Here is a 16,762-nt window from a genome sequence, read left to right on the forward strand (position 1 = left end):
TCGGTTTGTTATTTGTTGGCAGGCACAACGCGTTTATCGGGATCCGCAAGCTCACTTCCACAATGTTTACAATGCATCGCATCGGGGTCATGCCCAGATTTAGAACAATTTGGGCACTTGACCAAGGTTTTATGCGAGTTCATCTCTTGGGTGAGTTCGGTTGTAATGATTCCGGTGGGAACCGCTATTATGGAGTAACCTAGCAGCATAGTTAACGCAGCCACGCCCTTGCCAAGCGGTGTTTGTGGGACGAGATCACCGTAACCCACTGTGGTGATGGTAACGATGGCCCAGTAAATACTCTGAGGAATACTGGTAAAGCCATTCTTTGGTCCTTCAATCACATAAATGAGTGCGCCAAAAATCGTGACCAAAATAGCTACGGTACTAAAAAAAATAAAAATTTTGCGTCTCGCCATCAGCAGTGAGCGCAACAGTAGATTGGAATCTTGTAAATAGCGAACCAGTTTTAGCACTCGGAAAATGCGCATGATCCTTAAAGCCCGAATCACCCCCATAAACGACGCACCTGGAAAAAAGATCGCCAGATAGGTAGGAAGTATGGCGAGTAGGTCGACCACACCATAAAAACTCTTTGCGTAGGCAACTGGACGTGGTGAGCAGTACAACCTGAGCAGGTATTCCACGGTAAAGAGAGCGGTGAAGCTGTATTCTATATACCTCAGCTCGGTTCCCAAGTGAGAGCGAATAGAGGGAATAGACTCTAAAAGTAACACGATCAGTGATGAAACAATGGCAACAATAAGCGCAATGTCGAAAGCGCGACCCGCTTTGGTGTGAGTGCCAAAAATGATGATGTATAGATGATGCTTTAAAGAGTGTCTAGGCATGATAGAGCAAGCTTGTTTTTGGTTACTCTATCATACTCTAATCTCCAGATTAGGCTAACCCCGGAAAGAGGTTGCGCAGACCGTTGGCAATAAACTCAATCCCTAGTGCACCGAGGATCAAACCCATAATACGCGTAATGACGTTGATGCCGGTTTGTCCGAGAAAACGGACGATCAAAGGTGCTGAACGAAACAGTAGCCACGTGCACAAAGCAAACACAACAATAGTAAAGATGATGCCCATGGTATCGAACATGCCAGGATAACGTGAGCCGTAAACGATGGTCGAACTGATCGCACCTGGCCCTGCCATTAGCGGCATCGCAAGGGGAACCACACCAATCTGCTCGCGGCTAATGGATTCGGTTTTTTCCTGCTTGTTCTGTTTGTCTTCACCAAGCTTACCGCTCATCATCGAAAACGCGATACTCAGTAGCAATAAACCACCAGCGACGCGAAACGAATCGAGTGAAATACTGAACATATCCAGCAGCATTTGGCCAGCCATTAAGGAAACCACAAGAATGATGGCCACCGCTAGATTGGCGGTCACCGCGGTTTTATTCTTCTCTTCTTGCGTCATGTGACCGGTCAGAGAGACAAAAACCGGCATGATTCCGACTGGGTTGACTGCAGCGACTAAGCCGAGAAAAAACTGCAAGAAAATTGCGATTTCAAAGGTTTGCATTAGCGTTATCCACAACAAGGGAACATAGGGAACAGGTGATGGGCGAAATATAGTCTAAATCATGGCAACACACGAATGAAAAAAACTAACTTCAAACAGATTTCATTACTGAGAAAACCTTATACTTAAAGAAATCGTAAATACAAATGACATACTTTGTTACGTACAATGTCGCTCTAACACGGCATCGATTTACACAAACGTTAACATTCGCACATTTTCGATAAAAAAAGTCTGTGGTAGTAGAGGAAATGGGTGGTGAGATATACTCTCAGTAGCACAAGGTTTATGAACTACATGTAAGTTTGTGGTCAAAAAATGAAACTTTTTTACAGTTTGTTGGAAAATTTCTGATTATATTGTTTGTTTGCTTCTTTTTTGTTCAGTAATTGTTTTCGTTATTGTGTAAATAATTCAATGATTTAGGTTGTGCCATTGTGGTAAACCACGAGGAAGTTGATAGATCACGGTTGAGAACTGATCCATGTCAATTTTTTTCATACTGTGAAATATTATACTCAGCTCTGAAAGCAATTTACTAAGAGTGTTGTTGAAGCGAGCACTGGCAAACAGTACCAACAATGACCAATACGCTTAATAAAAAGTTTTTAATATTTGTTAATTTTAGGAGAACCCCTATGCCTGTAACTAATATGGCTGAACTAGATGCAATGATTGCTCGCGTTAAGAAAGCGCAAGAAGAGTTCGCTACTTTCTCTCAAGAGCAAGTAGATGCAATCTTCCGCGCTGCGTCTCTTGCAGCTAACCAAGCTCGTATCCCGCTAGCTCAACAAGCGGTTGAAGAATCTGGTATGGGTATTGTTGAAGATAAAGTAATCAAGAACCACTTCGCTTCTGAGTTTATCTACAACAAATACAAAGATGAAAAAACCTGTGGCATCCTAGAAGAGGATGACAACCTAGGTACTATGACTATCGCAGAGCCTGTAGGCATCATCTGTGGTATCGTCCCAACCACTAACCCTACTTCTACTGCAATCTTCAAATCTCTTATCTCTCTGAAGACTCGTAACGGTATCATCTTCTCGCCACACCCACGTGCGAAGAACTCAACTAACGATGCAGCTAAACTGGTTCTAGATGCAGCAGTAGCAGCAGGTGCTCCAAAAGACATCATCGGTTGGATTGACCAGCCATCTGTAGAGCTTTCTAACGCTCTAATGAAGCACGATGACATCGCTCTTATCCTTGCAACTGGTGGTCCAGGCATGGTTAAAGCTGCTTACTCTTCTGGTAAGCCAGCAATCGGTGTAGGTGCAGGTAACGTTCCTGTTGTTATCGACGAAACCGCTGACATCAAACGTGCAGTCGCTTCTATCCTAATGTCTAAGACTTTCGATAACGGCGTAGTATGTGCTTCTGAGCAGGCTGCAATCGTTGTTGACGAAGTGTACGACGAAGTGAAAGAGCGTTTCGCTTCTCACAAAGCTTACGTACTAAGCAAAGCTGAAGCTGAGAAAGTGCGTAAAGTACTTCTTATCGACGGCGCGCTAAACGCGAAAATCGTTGGTCAGCCAGCGCCAGCAATCGCTGAAATGGCAGGTGTTAAAGTTCCAGCAGACACTAAAGTTCTTGTAGGTGAAGGTCTAGGTAAAGTGTCTTACGATGACGCATTTGCTCACGAGAAACTATCTCCAACTCTAGGTCTATTCCGTGCTGACAACTTCGAAGACGCAGTGGCTCAAGCGGTAACTATGGTTGAGATCGGTGGTATCGGTCACACGTCTGGTCTATACACTAACCAAGACGTTAACGCAGACCGCATCCGTTACTTCGGTGACAAGATGAAGACGGCTCGTATCCTAATCAACATCCCGACTACTCACGGTGGTATCGGTGACCTGTACAACTTTAACGTTGCACCTTCTCTAACTCTAGGTTGTGGTTCATGGGGTGGTAACTCTATCTCTGAGAACGTAGGTCCTAAGCACCTAATCAACAAGAAAACTGTAGCGAAGCGAGCTGAAAACATGTTGTGGCACAAACTACCTAAGTCTATCTACTTCCGTCGCGGTAGCCTTCCAATCGCTCTTAGCGACCTAGAAGGTAAGAAACGCGCATTCCTAGTTACTGACCGTTTCCTATTCAACAACGGTTACGCGGATGACGTAGTTAGCCTGCTTAAAGCTCAAGGTATGGAAGTTCAAACTTTCTTCGACGTAGAAGCGGATCCAACGCTATCTGTCGTAGAGAAAGGTGCTGAAGCAATGAAGAGCTTCCAGCCAGACACTATCATCGCACTAGGTGGTGGTTCTCCGATGGATGCTGCGAAAATCATGTGGGTTATGTACGAGCACCCAGACACGCACTTCGAAGAACTTGCAATGCGCTTTATGGACATCCGTAAACGTATCTACAAGTTCCCTAAAATGGGCCAAAAAGCTGAGCTTGTATGTATCACGACTACTTCAGGTACGGGTTCAGAAGTTACACCATTCGCGGTTGTTACTGACGACAAGACTGGTGCTAAGTACCCACTAGCAGACTACGAAATCACGCCAAACATGGCTATCGTTGATGCTAACCTAGTGATGAACATGCCTAAGTCTCTAACAGCGTTCGGTGGTTACGATGCCGTTACTCACGCTCTAGAAGCTTACGTATCTGTTCTTGCGAACGAATACTCAGATGGTCAAGCTCTACAAGCACTTAAGATGCTTAAAGAGTACCTACCATCAAGCTACGCGAACGGTGCAGGCGACCCAATCGCTCGTGAAAAAGTACACAACGCAGCCACTATCGCTGGTGTAGCATTCGCGAACGCATTCCTAGGTGTTTGTCACTCTATGGCGCACAAGATTGGTGCTGAGTTCCACCTACCACACGGTCTGGCGAACGCACTACTAATCTCAAACGTGGTACGTTACAACGCGAACGACAACCCAACTAAGCAAACTGCGTTCTCTCAATACGACCGCCCACAAGCACGTCGTCGTTACGCTGAAGTTGCTGACCACCTAGGCCTAAGCCAAGAAGGTGACCGCACTGCTCAGAAGATCGAACGTCTACTAGCATGGTTGGATGAACTAAAAGCTAACCTAGACATCCCAATGTCTATCCAAGCGGCAGGTGTTGCAGAGTCTGACTTCCTAGCTAAGCTTGATGAGCTAGCGGTAGAAGCGTTCGATGACCAGTGTACTGGTGCGAACCCACGTTACCCTCTAATCACTGAGCTAAAAGAAGTTCTAAAAGCTTCTTACTACGGTAAAGCGTTTGTTGAAGGTGAAACTTTCGAAGGTACAACAGTTATCAAGAAGAAAGCAGACCAAGAAGCAGCAAAAGCTGAACCAAAAGCGAAGAAAGCGAAAGCTGAAGCATAAGTAAGACTTCGTTTGAGATAGGTTTTCGCTAGCACGAAACCTAGAAATCGGGAAAAAGAACAAGCCCCAGTCGCAAGACTGGGGCTTTTTTTTGAGATACGAGAGCACTTCGTTCCGAGTATCGAGTTCGGACTTCGTCCTTCGGGAGGTGCGCGTTATCGTGACTGGGCAGATATCTGAACCAGAGCTTTTTGCTGGGAACTTACGTTCAAAAGACAGAAAAAAGGTTGACGCCTTAACGTCAACCTTCCAGGGTTTTCTCGCTTCTCGCTTCTCGCTTCTCGCTTCTCGCTTCTCGCTTCTCGCTTCTCGCTACTTCTCGTCGTCAGGTAACTTAACGTTCAGCTCAAGAACCGAGATATCGTCATCTTTGTGTTCAAACGATAGGTCGACCATTGAGGGGTCAACCGCGACGTATTTACCGATCACTTTCAGAATATCTTCTTTCAGTTGAGGTAGGTAGGAGGGAGCAGGGTCACTTTGACTGCGGCGCTCAGCGACAATGATCTGCAAACGCTCCTTCGCTAAGTTGGCCGAGGTCTTCTTTTGTGGGCGGAAAAACTCAAGTAGTGACATGCCGTGTTAGCCTCCGAATAGTCGTTTGAAAATGCCTTTCTTCTGCTCTGTCAGGAAGCGAAAGTCCACTTGTTGACCTAACAGACGTTCGACGGCGTCGTTGTACGCCATACCCGCATCTGATTGCTCGTCAAAAATCACCGGTACGCCTTTGTTCGAGGCATTGAGTACGGCTTGGCTCTCTGGAATCACGCCCAACAAATCGATGTGTAAGATCTCTTCTACGTCTTCTACGCTAAGCATTTCGCCCTGGTTGACTCGCGCTGGATTGTAGCGCGTGAGTAGCAGGTGTTGCTTCACTGGATCTAGCCCTTCTTCTGCGCGGCGAGATTTTGAATCGAGTATACCTAAGATGCGGTCTGAGTCGCGTACAGAAGAGACTTCTGGGTTGGTGGTCACAATCGCTTCATCTGCAAAGTATAGCGCCATTAGCGCGCCTTGCTCGATCCCTGCCGGAGAGTCACAAATAACAAAGTCGAATCCCATTCCATCCAGTTCATCGAGAACGCGGCGCACACCTTCTTTGGTTAATGCGTCTTTATCACGAGTTTGCGAGGCGGGCAGAATGAAGAGGTTGTCAGTGCGCTTATCTTTGATCATCGCTTGGTTCAACGTCGCTTCACCATTAATGACATTAACAAAATCGTAAACCACTCGACGTTCACAACCCATAATCAGGTCGAGGTTACGTAAGCCGATATCAAAGTCGATGACGGCGGTTTTTTTTCCTTTCACCGCGAGACCAGAAGCGATTGCGGCACTAGAGGTGGTTTTACCCACGCCGCCTTTACCTGAGGTGACAACAATAACGCGTGCCATTATCTGTTCCTTATTCTTTTCTAAATCGTTAACAACTCAAACTTGAGCGAGTCGTTGTCCAAACTGAACATTATCTTTTGTTGCCAGAACTGTTCGGGGAATTGCTCGGTTAGCCAATAGTGGCCAGCAATTGACATCAGTTCTGCATTGAGTTTGTTGCAAATGATGACCGCCGATTGGTTGCCACTCGCACCGGCAATCGCGCGGCCACGAAGTGTGCCATGAATGTGGATAGAACCATCAGCGATCACTTCAGCACCTTCGCTGACGTGATTGAGCACCACCAGATCGCAATCTTTGGCGTAGATTTGTTGGCCAGAGCGAACGGGAGTGCGGATAACTTTGGTAGGCGCCATGGTGGCTGGCGCTTGGCTAGGGGATTTGCTGGCTGACATCACCGCAAATTTGGCTTGAGAGGCAAGGTTTTGGGTTCGCTTATCTTTGCAGCCTGTTACCCCAACAGGGATCATCCCTGCCTGAGATATTCCTTGTTTGAGTCTCGTAAAGTCGATATCCCCGGCTACTTGTTCAATATTGATAACAACGGGTGCTTGAGCAAAAAACGCCGGTGCCTGTTCTACCTTTTGTTGTAGAAAATGGATAGTTTTATCGACATCATTGTCAGAAAGGTGCAAAACTGACAAAGTAAAGCTACTGCCTTTTAGGTCTGGAGTGTGTGACATCTTTTACTTACAACCTCTTAAGGGCGTTGCTTGAGACTAGGGGTGTCATGTTATATTCCCATTATAAGCTCAGCAAGTTATCTTGCGTTCAATTGACTGTTTTGCTCTCAAAAATTGCGAAACATTAACGTTCCACCAAATAAACGGACTAAAGGCTTCCCATGCTTTGTGCAATCTATAAGAGTTCTAAAAAAGAAGGTGCCTACCTTTACATCCCGAAAAAGGATGATTTTTCACAGGTTCCTGACACATTAATGCAGATGTTTGGCAAACCAACTATGGTTATGGTGGTCAAATTGGATGGGCGCAAATTGGCGCAAGTGGACGTAGAAAAAGTGAAGCAATCACTCAAAGACGACGGCTTCTTTTTACAACTTCCACCTCCGCCTAAGAATTTGTTAGATGAATACAAAGAGCAAAAACAAGCTCGTCAGCAGTCTGAACAATAATAACCTCAATTTGGATTGCTTATTCTATTGCTCAAGGAGGGCAATGTGAAAAAACTACTGTCAGTCGTATTAGGTGTGACATTTTCTTGCTCAGTTTATGCTAACTCGTTGAGCTTTGATCAATATGTCGAAGGGCTAAAGCAAGAGGCGCGCGAAAGAGGCATCTCAGATCAAGTGTTGAATCAAGCGTTTGCCGATGTCACCCACAAGCCGCGTGCCGTTAAAGCAGATAAAAACCAACCGGAAAAACGTCTTACATTGGATGAATACATTCCACGAGCCGTGCCGGATTGGAAAGTGAAACAAGCCAAAGACCTTTACCAGGAGCACTACTCAGAGTTGACTCGGATTGGCGAGCAGTACGGCGTACAACCGCGATTTATTGTTGCACTGTGGGGGGTTGAGAGTAACTTCGGTAAGTTTACCGGCAATTTTCCGGTAATTGATGCACTTTCGACCTTAGCTTATGACGGGCGCCGCGAAGCGTTTTTCCGCAAAGAAACGATGGCGGCTTTGCAAATACTGGAAGAGGGTCATATCGAGTTTGAACGCTTTAAAGGCTCTTGGGCAGGCGCGATGGGGCAGTGCCAGTTTATGCCTAGCTCATTCCTGACCTTCGCCGCAGATGGTAACGGAGATGGTAAGAAAGATATCTGGCAAAGCGAAGCGGATGTGTTCGCTTCTGCCGCTAATTACCTGAGTCAATCAGGGTGGAACGATACCTATACTTGGGGGAGACAAGTTAAGCTGCCTGCCGGTTTTGATACCAGTATCCAGGGGCGCAGCGAAGAGAAAGGCAAATACCTACAGCAATGGGCAAAGATGGGTATTACGCGCTACGACGGTCGACCTCTGCCTAAGTTAGATGAGGATATCAAGGCTTGGTTAATCGCACCTGATGATGCGAATGGTCGAGTTTATCTGGTTTACAACAATTACAATGTATTGATGAAGTGGAACCGCTCTTATTATTTTGCGCTAGCCGTCAGTCATTTGGCTGATCGAATCAATATGTAGAAAAAATCGAAAAGGAGCTCAATTGAGCTCCTTTGTTTTATGTCACTGACAATTGGCGTAGTAGGCCACTATCCCTTAACTACCTTTCTTAGTGTGAAACTGTTCGCAAGCCAACATGGTATTTTCAATCAAGCTTGCTACCGTCATCGGGCCAACACCGCCAGGTACGGGAGTGATAAAGCTCGCCCGCTCTTTGGCGTTGGCGTAGTCCACGTCACCCACCAACTTACCTGACTCAAGACGATTAATACCTACATCGACCACAACCGCACCTTCTTTGACCCAGGTGCCCGGAATAAAGTTGGGTTTACCGACCGCGACAACTACCAGATCCGCTTGACGGACGTGGCTTTCCAAATCTTTAGTAAAACGGTGACATGTGGTAGTGGTGCAGCCCGCAAGCAGCAGCTCCAAAGTCATAGGGCGACCAACAATGTTGGAGGCGCCAACCACTACGGCGTGTTTGCCGCGCAGCTCGATATTATAGCGGTCAAGTAGGGTAATGATGCCTTTAGGGGTGCAAGAGCGCAGTTTAGGAATGCGCTGTGCAAGGCGACCCACATTGTAAGGGTGGAAGCCGTCGACGTCTTTCTCTGGGTGGATGCGCTCTAACACATGGGTCGCATCTATGCCCGCTGGAAGGGGTAGTTGCACCAAAATACCGTCGATCTCGGCATCGGCATTGAGCTCATCGATCAAAGATAGCAGCTCTTGCTCTGTGGTGTTTGCCGCTAAATCGAATGACTTAGACACAAAGCCCACTTCTTCACAAGCGCGACGTTTGCTGCCGACATACACCTGCGATGCTGCGTCTTCTCCGACTAATACCACTGCAAGCCCTGGCGCTCTGAGTCCAGCTTCTTTACGTGCTTTGACGCGTGCAGCTACTTCTGAGCGCACAGTTTGAGAAATAAGAGTTCCATCGATATTTTGAGCTGACATGACTTTCCTTAAGCAATGAATGGCGACTTATTTGCTGCGCATTGTCGCAAATTATTTGATGAACATCTATAAGCAAACGTTTGCTTCGTGGTAAATTTAAGCAATTAATAACTTGGTGGCCTTTTTTTGTTCATTCAGATCAGATTGTTAAGAAAAGCCCTTGTGTTAAAAGATTGAACTCGTATAATTCTGTCCCTGTAGCGCGCCCTTAGCTCAGCTGGATAGAGCACGTCCCTTCTAAGGATGTGGTCGTAGGTTCGAATCCTACAGGGCGTGCCATTTATTCTTAAAAGCCCAGATAATTCAATGAATTGTCTGGGCTTTGTCGTTTCTGTGGTGCCGCAATTGTTGGCAATGTTTAATACAAAACTGCTTGCTGTACATAGGCAAAGGTTTTCGGTAGCATATCGGTCCCTTATCGATACCTATGTATCTTTGTTCGTACCGAGTACCTATCTGTAAAACATGCGCAGTATCCACACCAAAATCAAACCTGAATTTGAGCCTTTGTTGGCCGAGCTTGCTCTTCATGCTTTGCTTCACCTGCGCACTAATCACTCGAGCAAAGTGTTGTCACGTAAGTCCCGTTCAGATATCAATGATATTTTGAGCGCGTGGCTCAACAAGGCGGCCAACACTAAGAAGTACAAGCCGTTCAAAAAGAAGGTGCGGGCTTTGGTCAGTCATGCTCGAGCTCAACGTCTTGATATGGAAGGGATGCTTGCCAACTTGCTGACACCCGTTGCAGGGGATGAGTTGCCACACCTCGATAGTTTTCTTCTGTTGGTTAACATGCTGGAGAAAGAGCTCAACACCACGGTGTTAGTCTCGAGTCCGGAATCGGTAGATCTAAAACACAATAGCAAGGGTTGCTTGCTCTGCGTCTTGTCTCAAGATTTGAATGCGCACTTTAACAACAGAAATCGTCTTGTTAGTGACATTTCGATGTTATTTCGTGGCACACATGGCGAGAAGCACACTTTCCTTAGAACCATCTATACCTCTTCATTGTTTGATCATCAGGTCCAATTTGAAGATGGTGACTTCGTCCGTATTTCATTGAGCTTACGTAAATAATGTGGTTGGGAAAGTGGTTGGGACCACTTTCCCCTGAGTATGCCTACGCTAGCTTGAACTGCTGCAGCCGTTGATTGACCTCACTCACTTCGCCCCGATAGCTAGTGACAATGTGGTTCATGCTGTCTGCCAGTTCACCAGTATGCTGGGCAATTTCGGTCAATACATCAATGTCTCTGTCTACTGCTTCACTGGCTTTCGATTGTTCAATGGTTGAGTTGGCGATGCTGTTGATGTGCTCATTAACGGTTTCTATCAATACTTCCAATTGAGATACGCTTTGGTTCACTCCTGATACTGAATTAAACGTGCTATCAGTGGCTTCGCGACTTTTATGCATGTTGCTAACTGCGGTTTGAGTATTACTACTGATATTGGCCAGTAATTGAGAAATATGCTCGGTTGCCTCTTTGCTGCGCTGTGCTAAATCGCGAACCTCTGAAGAAACCACGGCAAAGCCGCGGCCATGTTCACCCGCTCTTGCTGCTTCAATTGCCGCGTTAAGAGCCAGTAGGTTAGTCTGCTCAGAAATACCGTTAATGGTGTCAACAATCTTACTGACGCTCAAAGCGTCTTGTTCCAACTGCAACATACACGATTGAGTTTGTTCGATTTGATCAACCAGCGCTTTGACAATGTCGTATGACTCTTGGCTTTGCTGTTGACAAGCGAGCACCTTATTGGTCATTTGCTCGGTTTCTTCGAGCGCCCGCTCTGATGATGAAGCGATCTCAAGGCTAGATTGTGATAACTCGGTCATGGCGGTAGCGATGGCGGTACATTTGTCGGCGGTAGCTTGGCTGCTATCACCGAGATCGTCCGCACCTTTTACCATCTGATCCAGACGTTGATTGCTGTGATCATTAGTTTCAGTCACTTTTATGAGTAGATTTTTTATACTGGAGACTAGTCCATTTACACTGCTTGAAATGTACGACAGCTCATTTTTACCTTCCACCTGTAACACAACAGCTAAGTTGTTGGTTTTCGACATATCGGCCAGTTTTTGAGTGAGGTCCGTTACTCGATGTTTGAGGCCAGTTAGCGATGTTACTAGTGCTACTAACAAAAGTATGCCTAAACAAAGGCTTGTCGCTAACACTAAGCTCATTTGAGCCGCCGCTCGTTCGGACTCATTCGTGACGACAGTAATCATCTCTTTGACTAAGTCATTACGAATCCCGTTGACTAACTTAATACGGTCGGTGGCGGCGGCAAACCAGACAAGAGCGGAAGGGCCTTGCAAGTTATCTAAGCTACTTTTCTGGTCAAGATATTGCTGTTGGATTTGTTCTACTTGTTGCCATGTCGTGCTGTTCTTGGCTTGTTGCAGTGCGTTGAGGTAGTCGTTCGGCATGGTCATTGTTGCGATCCGTTCACTGTACTTGCCAGAGTTAAGATAATTCTCGATCGCTGTGTATTGACCCGTTGACGAGGACTTGCGTGCAAAAGCCCCGTTGAGTGCGCCGCGAACTTGCCCCGCACGCTCTTTGATGACCATCAATGCAGTCAAAGAGTTACCGAGTTTGGTGATTTGATCGTTGTGAATACCGGACACCAGCAACAAGGCATTGTCGATCGCCAACTGATTAAGATTTGAATAGTAAGCAAATGGAGAGCGCAGAGGTTTCAATTGATCGACTCCGCTACGTACTTGTTTGATCTGGTCCAGTTCTTTGATCACGCTTTGCTTCAGTTGGTTGGTGAGTGCGCTGTCTAAATAGGTGGGGGCAAACTGCTTAAATGCCGCAATGTGTTGGTCTGCTTGAAGACGTTGTTGCTGTAGTTTTGCTACTTGTTCGGCTGCGCCCTTGCTACCGAGCACGCCCGCCGTGAGCCCGCGTTCTACAGCGAGATTGTGCGCTAGATTGTCGTAAAGCAATGTAAGCTCAATGGCCTCTTGGTCACGATTGGCATCAGAGAGAGTTTTATTTTGATGCAGTGATAGTTCTACTGCCATTACGAGGGCGAGTAGTAGTGGTACTCCGGCAAGAACCATAACAATGTGATGTAGTGAAAACCGTTTCATGACCGCCTGCATAGCGAGCCTCCTGACCTAGGGTTGTTGTTTTTATTGCTCCAATTGTAGACGAGCGCAACCCATTTTGATGTGAAACAGTGTTTATAAAGAGTCTTTTTCCATGAAAGTTGTGTGGTCAAGTGGCGGTTTTGTCATAAAAAATTCATCAAAAAAATGATTGAGAGAGGGGGTAAAGTTCATCATATTGTAATGACTGTGTAACAAAAAGGAGAGTGCCTATGCAGCATCAAGAAATGATTGTACATTCCAATTTCGGGGTAATCAGCCGTACTTGCCTGTTTTCATTGCTGACAATTATTACCATCTTTGCGATTTTGTAGTTACAAAAACCTTTATAATATAATGGTTTCTGTGAGAGTAAATACTTACATTAGATTGCAGTTTTAACCGGCCAATAGCTAGCGCACACTCATTGAGTGTGCTAGCGTCAATGTATTCACTTGGTTAATGGTTTGTATCCTTGTATGGCCTTTTCTCTCAGTTATCGATTTGCTCAACTTCCTCATCAATTTTACTCGTCTGTCATTCCACAGCCTTTGACGTACACTCGCTGGGTCGCTTGGAACTCTGCGTTGGCACAGCGTTTTGATTTGCCTTCTGAAGCGCCGCAAGGGGTGTTAAAGCAGCAGTTAAGTGGCGAGTCGTTGTTTGACGGTCCTTCCCCTGTGGCGATGAAATATGCTGGTCATCAGTTTGGTGTTTATAACCCTGAACTCGGCGATGGCCGTGGTCTGTTGCTTGGCGAGATGCGCGACGCTCACGGTGACTATTTTGATCTGCATTTGAAGGGGGCGGGTCTGACCCCTTATTCGCGAATGGGTGATGGGCGTGCGGTGCTGCGTTCGACCATCCGCGAGTACTTATGCAGTGAAGCGATGGCGGCACTGGGTATTCCAACCACTCGCGCTTTGGGAATGTTGGTGAGTGACACGCCTGTCTATCGAGAAAAGCAAGAGCAAGGCGCGCTGCTGCTTCGTGTGGCACGCACTCATATTCGTTTTGGCCACTTTGAACACTTCTTCTACACCAATCAGATGGAATCGTTGCAACTTTTGGCCGACAAGGTGATTGAGTGGTATTTGCCATACTGCGCACAACAAGCGCAGCCTTATGCGGCTATGTTTGCTGAAATTGTGGCGCGCACCGCTGAGATGATCGCTTATTGGCAGGCGTATGGTTTTGCTCATGGGGTAATGAATACCGACAATATGTCGATTTTGGGTGAGACTTTTGACTATGGCCCGTTTGGTTTCATGGATGATTATGAGCCGAGCTACATCTGCAATCATTCGGATTATCAAGGTCGTTACGCATTTGACCAGCAGCCTCGTATCGCATTGTGGAATCTCTCGGCTTTGGCGCACAGTCTATCGCCGCTGATCGAACGGGAAGATTTGGAACAGTCATTAGCCCAGTTTGAAACTCGACTAGGGCAACGTTTTAGCCAATTAATGAGGGCTAAGTTGGGGCTTATCAGCCAGCAACCCAATGACACACAACTGTTCGCCTCAATGTTTGAATTGCTTAATCAGCAGGGTGTTGACTATACCCGGTTCCTACGTGAGCTTTCTTCGCTCGACAATAAAGGTCTGCCGGCGGTGCTGGATCTGTTTGTAGATCGTGAACCTGCGCGCCAGTGGTTAACGCTGTATTTGGCGCGCTGCGAACGAGAAGTCGATCAATACGGACAACCTGTGACCATTGAGCAGCGCTGCGCCCAGATGCGTCTAGTGAATCCTAAGTACATATTGCGCAACTATCTTGCTCAACTTGCGATTGATAAAGCCGAGCAGGGCGACTTTAGTGAAGTCGAACGGTTGGCTATGCTGTTATCTAAGCCGTTTGATGAACAACCGGAGATGGAGGCGTATGCCAACTTGCCGCCGCAGTGGGGCAAAAAGATGGAGATCAGTTGCTCTTCTTAGTGCGACTTTTGTTAATAAGATGTGAGCTGAATCCGCAAGGGGTTCAAATTCTGGTAATTATTCAATAAGAATCGGTTTTTTAAGGGATTACACTCGCAGGTGATAAGATTTACTTGCTGAAATGGATGGAGATATGTCAGCGAAAATTCTGGTAGTCGATGATGATCAAGAAATTTGTGAGTTGTTGGAAGAATATCTGACAAAACAAGGCTATAGCGTCTCAGCCGTCAATGATGGGGTTGCGATGAAGCAGTACCTCGATAAGCACGGATACCCAGATTTGATTCTATTGGATGTGATGTTACCGGGTGACGACGGTTTTGCACTGTGTCAGTTTGTGCGCCGCAGCTCTTCTGTGCCAATCATTATGTTAACCGCGGTGTCGGATGATACCGACCAAATTATCGGCTTAGAAATCGGTGCAGATGACTACATCGCCAAGCCATTTAACCCTCGTCATTTGAATGCAAGGATTAAAGCCGTACTCAGACGTGTGAACAGCGGTGCGGAGGAGCCTTTAGCCAGTGACAGTGCCAAATCGATTGTGTTTGGAGATTGGCGGTTGGATACATTGGCTCACCGTATTACCCACCTGGATAGTGAGCAATCACATGACTTATCGGGCAGTGACTTTGCCCTGCTGATGCTCTTTCTCCAACGGCCCAATGAAATACTGGATCGCGACACCATCTCTTTTGCCACTCGCGGGCGAGAGGCATTGCCGTTTGAGCGCGGCATTGATGTTCAGTTGAGCCGACTACGGCAACGGCTTGGTGACAGTGCTAAGTACCCTCACTATATCAAGACCATGCGCGGCAATGGGTATGTACTATCGGTGCCGGTGACCTATGAGTAAACGCTGGTGGCGAGTCGTTCGCACCTTCAAATTTAACTCATTGGTGAGTCGCACTCTTGGCCTCACCTTGTTGGCGGTTATTCTCGCTCAAGGGGTCGCGACCTCTATCTGGTACACCGAGTCAAAGCACAAGGAACTGGCGGGTATTCGGGATGCGTCGCAGAGTATGGCTAATATGTTCGCTTCGACGATTAACTTTTTCCAGTCTCTGCCAGTCAATTATCGACATATCGTGCTCGACCAGATCCGCAACATGGGCGGAACCCGCTTTTTTGTCTCCTTTAACAAAGAGAAGTTGCTGGTCGACTCGATCAAAGCAACGCCACTTAAGTTGGCGTCGGTCGAAGCCATACAAAGCGTGCTGGCTAAAAAAATTCCCAAAGCACAAACCATTGATGTGGATTTTTCACTGCCGGAGAATCTGCGCCTACTTAAAAATGATATTTACTTAAGTGATTTACCCCGTTCGTGGGCGCATCATACCTTGACGCTCAAACCTATCGATCCCCCTATTCTGGTGGTGCAAATCGAACTCGCGAGCGACGAGTGGCTGTATATTGCTGCTTTGCTACCCGCACCTTATGTCACATTGGACGATACGCTGATCGGTCGAGAGCAGGTTCTGTTTTTGATTTTTTCGACTACGATCTTACTGTTCCTCACCTATCTTTTAGTGCGTCGCCAAGTTAAGCCACTGAAACGGCTTGCTAAGGCCGCCAACGAGATGAGTATGGATATTGATCAGGCGCCGATTCAAGAAGAGGGTGCGAGTGAGCTGATCACAGCAACACGGGCGTTCAACCGCATGCAACAACGTATTCGTCGCTATGTTGCCGACCGTGAGCATCTGTTTTCGTCGATATCCCACGATTTAAAGACCCCGATCACGCGCTTACGCCTGCGTGCAGAGCTACTTGAAAGCGACATCAAACGCGAGAAGTTTAACCGCGATCTTGATGAACTAGAGATGATGGTCAAAGGGGCGCTGCAATGTGTACGTGATACCGATCTGCATGAAAACAATGCCTACATCGATCTCAATGAGATGATTTTGAGTGCGATTGAACCTTACAATCAGCAACACACTTTGGTGACCTATACTGCTCAGTCACTTGAACCGATAGTGGCTAAGCCGTTGGCGATGAGGCGAGTGATTGGCAACTTAGTGGATAACGCGGTCAAGTATGGCCAGCGTGCAGACATAACGGTCAATGTGAGTGAAGAGTGGCTGATGATCACCATCTGTGATAGCGGTCCGGGCATTCCTGAAGACAAGCTTGAAGCGGTATTTGAGCCCTACTACCGTTTGGCTGATGACGATAAAGGGCACGGTCTGGGCTTAGGGATTTGCCGAAATATCTTACATGGACTTGGCGGAGATCTCATTATTGATAACTTGCCAACTAAGGGGCTTCGCGCGCAAGTCTTTGTTCCGCCTACACTTGAAGTGTAATGTAACATTGTTGTTACATTGTGTTTACGGTTTGTTTCAATCAA

Annotated in this window: 14 protein-coding genes and 1 tRNA gene; 8 read left to right on the forward strand and 7 right to left on the reverse strand. The window is 46.7% G+C overall.

Annotation, left to right across the window (positions count from 1 at the left end; genetic code table 11):
• Nucleotides 1-8: 8 nt before the first annotated feature.
• Both MTO69_RS04265 and MTO69_RS04270 read right to left on the reverse strand, forming a co-directional pair.
• On the reverse strand, nucleotides 9-851 hold the full coding sequence (locus MTO69_RS04265) for an ion transporter (protein WP_248331413.1): 843 nt from the start codon (nucleotides 849-851) through the stop codon (nucleotides 9-11).
• Between the two features lie 49 nt (nucleotides 852-900).
• Nucleotides 901-1,539: a YchE family NAAT transporter gene (locus MTO69_RS04270; RefSeq protein ID WP_248331415.1), complete on the reverse strand. Its 639-nt coding sequence runs from the start codon at nucleotides 1,537-1,539 to the stop codon at nucleotides 901-903.
• 638 nt (nucleotides 1,540-2,177) lie between these two features.
• Between MTO69_RS04270 and adhE the strand changes: the two genes are divergently transcribed.
• Nucleotides 2,178-4,880, forward strand: a complete 2,703-nt coding sequence (gene adhE / locus MTO69_RS04275; RefSeq protein WP_248331417.1) for a bifunctional acetaldehyde-CoA/alcohol dehydrogenase — start codon at nucleotides 2,178-2,180, stop codon at nucleotides 4,878-4,880.
• A gap of 312 nt (nucleotides 4,881-5,192) precedes the next feature.
• On the opposite strand, the gene minE is transcribed toward adhE, so the two are convergent.
• Genes minE through minC form a run of 3 tightly spaced genes read right to left on the reverse strand, consistent with a single transcriptional unit; the run spans nucleotide 5,193 to nucleotide 6,958 of the window.
• Nucleotides 5,193-5,456, reverse strand: a complete 264-nt coding sequence (minE, locus tag MTO69_RS04280; protein WP_248331419.1) for a cell division topological specificity factor MinE — start codon at nucleotides 5,454-5,456, stop codon at nucleotides 5,193-5,195.
• 6 nt (nucleotides 5,457-5,462) lie between these two features.
• Nucleotides 5,463-6,275 carry a septum site-determining protein MinD gene (gene minD / locus MTO69_RS04285; RefSeq protein ID WP_248331421.1) on the reverse strand — a complete coding sequence of 271 codons (813 nt, stop codon included), beginning with the start codon at nucleotides 6,273-6,275 and terminating at the stop codon, nucleotides 5,463-5,465.
• 20 nt (nucleotides 6,276-6,295) lie between these two features.
• The gene (minC, locus tag MTO69_RS04290; RefSeq protein ID WP_248331423.1) at nucleotides 6,296-6,958 is read right to left on the reverse strand and encodes a septum site-determining protein MinC; all 663 of its coding nucleotides are present in this window, start codon (nucleotides 6,956-6,958) and stop codon (nucleotides 6,296-6,298) included.
• Nucleotides 6,959-7,119: 161 nt separating this feature from the next.
• Here minC and MTO69_RS04295 point away from each other — a divergent pair, with 161 nt between their 5' ends.
• A complete protein-coding gene (locus MTO69_RS04295) occupies nucleotides 7,120-7,407 on the forward strand; it encodes a YcgL domain-containing protein (RefSeq protein ID WP_248331425.1) in 288 nt (95 codons plus the stop codon).
• 45 nt (nucleotides 7,408-7,452) lie between these two features.
• Nucleotides 7,453-8,424 (forward strand): lytic murein transglycosylase, encoded by a 972-nt coding sequence (locus MTO69_RS04300; RefSeq protein WP_248331427.1) that lies wholly within the window; start codon nucleotides 7,453-7,455, stop codon nucleotides 8,422-8,424.
• Nucleotides 8,425-8,499: 75 nt separating this feature from the next.
• Here MTO69_RS04300 and folD read toward each other — a convergent pair whose 3' ends face one another.
• On the reverse strand, nucleotides 8,500-9,366 hold the full coding sequence (gene folD, locus MTO69_RS04305) for a bifunctional methylenetetrahydrofolate dehydrogenase/methenyltetrahydrofolate cyclohydrolase FolD (protein ID WP_248331428.1): 867 nt from the start codon (nucleotides 9,364-9,366) through the stop codon (nucleotides 8,500-8,502).
• Between the two features lie 202 nt (nucleotides 9,367-9,568).
• Here folD and MTO69_RS04310 point away from each other — a divergent pair.
• Nucleotides 9,569-9,645: transfer RNA gene (locus MTO69_RS04310), tRNA-Arg, on the forward strand.
• A 186-nt stretch (nucleotides 9,646-9,831) separates the two neighbouring features.
• Nucleotides 9,832-10,443, forward strand: a complete 612-nt coding sequence (locus tag MTO69_RS04315) for a DUF2913 family protein (protein ID WP_248331430.1) — start codon at nucleotides 9,832-9,834, stop codon at nucleotides 10,441-10,443.
• Between the two features lie 43 nt (nucleotides 10,444-10,486).
• Here MTO69_RS04315 and MTO69_RS04320 read toward each other — a convergent pair whose 3' ends face one another.
• Nucleotides 10,487-12,484 carry a methyl-accepting chemotaxis protein gene (locus MTO69_RS04320; protein ID WP_248331432.1) on the reverse strand — a complete coding sequence of 666 codons (1,998 nt, stop codon included), beginning with the start codon at nucleotides 12,482-12,484 and terminating at the stop codon, nucleotides 10,487-10,489.
• 464 nt (nucleotides 12,485-12,948) lie between these two features.
• Here MTO69_RS04320 and MTO69_RS04325 point away from each other — a divergent pair, with 464 nt between their 5' ends.
• From MTO69_RS04325 to MTO69_RS04335, 3 genes are all read left to right on the forward strand, one after another.
• Nucleotides 12,949-14,409 carry a protein adenylyltransferase SelO gene (locus tag MTO69_RS04325; protein ID WP_248331434.1) on the forward strand — a complete coding sequence of 487 codons (1,461 nt, stop codon included), beginning with the start codon at nucleotides 12,949-12,951 and terminating at the stop codon, nucleotides 14,407-14,409.
• Nucleotides 14,410-14,542: 133 nt separating this feature from the next.
• Nucleotides 14,543-15,265, forward strand: coding sequence for a response regulator (locus tag MTO69_RS04330; protein ID WP_248331436.1), 723 nt, complete (start codon nucleotides 14,543-14,545; stop codon nucleotides 15,263-15,265).
• On the forward strand, nucleotides 15,258-16,718 hold the full coding sequence (locus tag MTO69_RS04335) for an ATP-binding protein (RefSeq protein ID WP_248331438.1): 1,461 nt from the start codon (nucleotides 15,258-15,260) through the stop codon (nucleotides 16,716-16,718). Before MTO69_RS04330 ends, MTO69_RS04335 begins: the two co-directional genes overlap by 8 nt.
• Nucleotides 16,719-16,762: the final 44 nt, after the last annotated feature.

Origin of the sequence: Vibrio sinaloensis, from assembly GCF_023195835.1 — a bacterium.
Classification (GTDB): Bacteria; Pseudomonadota; Gammaproteobacteria; order Enterobacterales; family Vibrionaceae; genus Vibrio; species Vibrio sinaloensis_C.

Bases quoted from the DNA above. Each gene is read 5' to 3' on its own strand.
- MTO69_RS04270 (WP_248331415.1), bottom strand. From the start codon at position 1,539: ATGCAAACCTTTGAAATCGCAATTTTCTTGCAGTTTTTTCTCGGCTTA.
- adhE (WP_248331417.1), top strand. From the start codon at position 2,178: ATGCCTGTAACTAATATGGCTGAACTAGATGCAATGATTGCTCGCGTT.
- MTO69_RS04325 (WP_248331434.1), top strand. From the start codon at position 12,949: ATGGCCTTTTCTCTCAGTTATCGATTTGCTCAACTTCCTCATCAATTT.
- minE (WP_248331419.1), bottom strand. From the start codon at position 5,456: ATGTCACTACTTGAGTTTTTCCGCCCACAAAAGAAGACCTCGGCCAAC.
- folD (WP_248331428.1), bottom strand. From the start codon at position 9,366: ATGTCAGCTCAAAATATCGATGGAACTCTTATTTCTCAAACTGTGCGC.
- MTO69_RS04265 (WP_248331413.1), bottom strand. From the start codon at position 851: ATGCCTAGACACTCTTTAAAGCATCATCTATACATCATCATTTTTGGC.
- minD (WP_248331421.1), bottom strand. From the start codon at position 6,275: ATGGCACGCGTTATTGTTGTCACCTCAGGTAAAGGCGGCGTGGGTAAA.
- MTO69_RS04320 (WP_248331432.1), bottom strand. From the start codon at position 12,484: ATGCAGGCGGTCATGAAACGGTTTTCACTACATCACATTGTTATGGTT.
- MTO69_RS04315 (WP_248331430.1), top strand. From the start codon at position 9,832: ATGCGCAGTATCCACACCAAAATCAAACCTGAATTTGAGCCTTTGTTG.
- MTO69_RS04330 (WP_248331436.1), top strand. From the start codon at position 14,543: ATGTCAGCGAAAATTCTGGTAGTCGATGATGATCAAGAAATTTGTGAG.
- MTO69_RS04295 (WP_248331425.1), top strand. From the start codon at position 7,120: ATGCTTTGTGCAATCTATAAGAGTTCTAAAAAAGAAGGTGCCTACCTT.
- MTO69_RS04335 (WP_248331438.1), top strand. From the start codon at position 15,258: ATGAGTAAACGCTGGTGGCGAGTCGTTCGCACCTTCAAATTTAACTCA.
- minC (WP_248331423.1), bottom strand. From the start codon at position 6,958: ATGTCACACACTCCAGACCTAAAAGGCAGTAGCTTTACTTTGTCAGTT.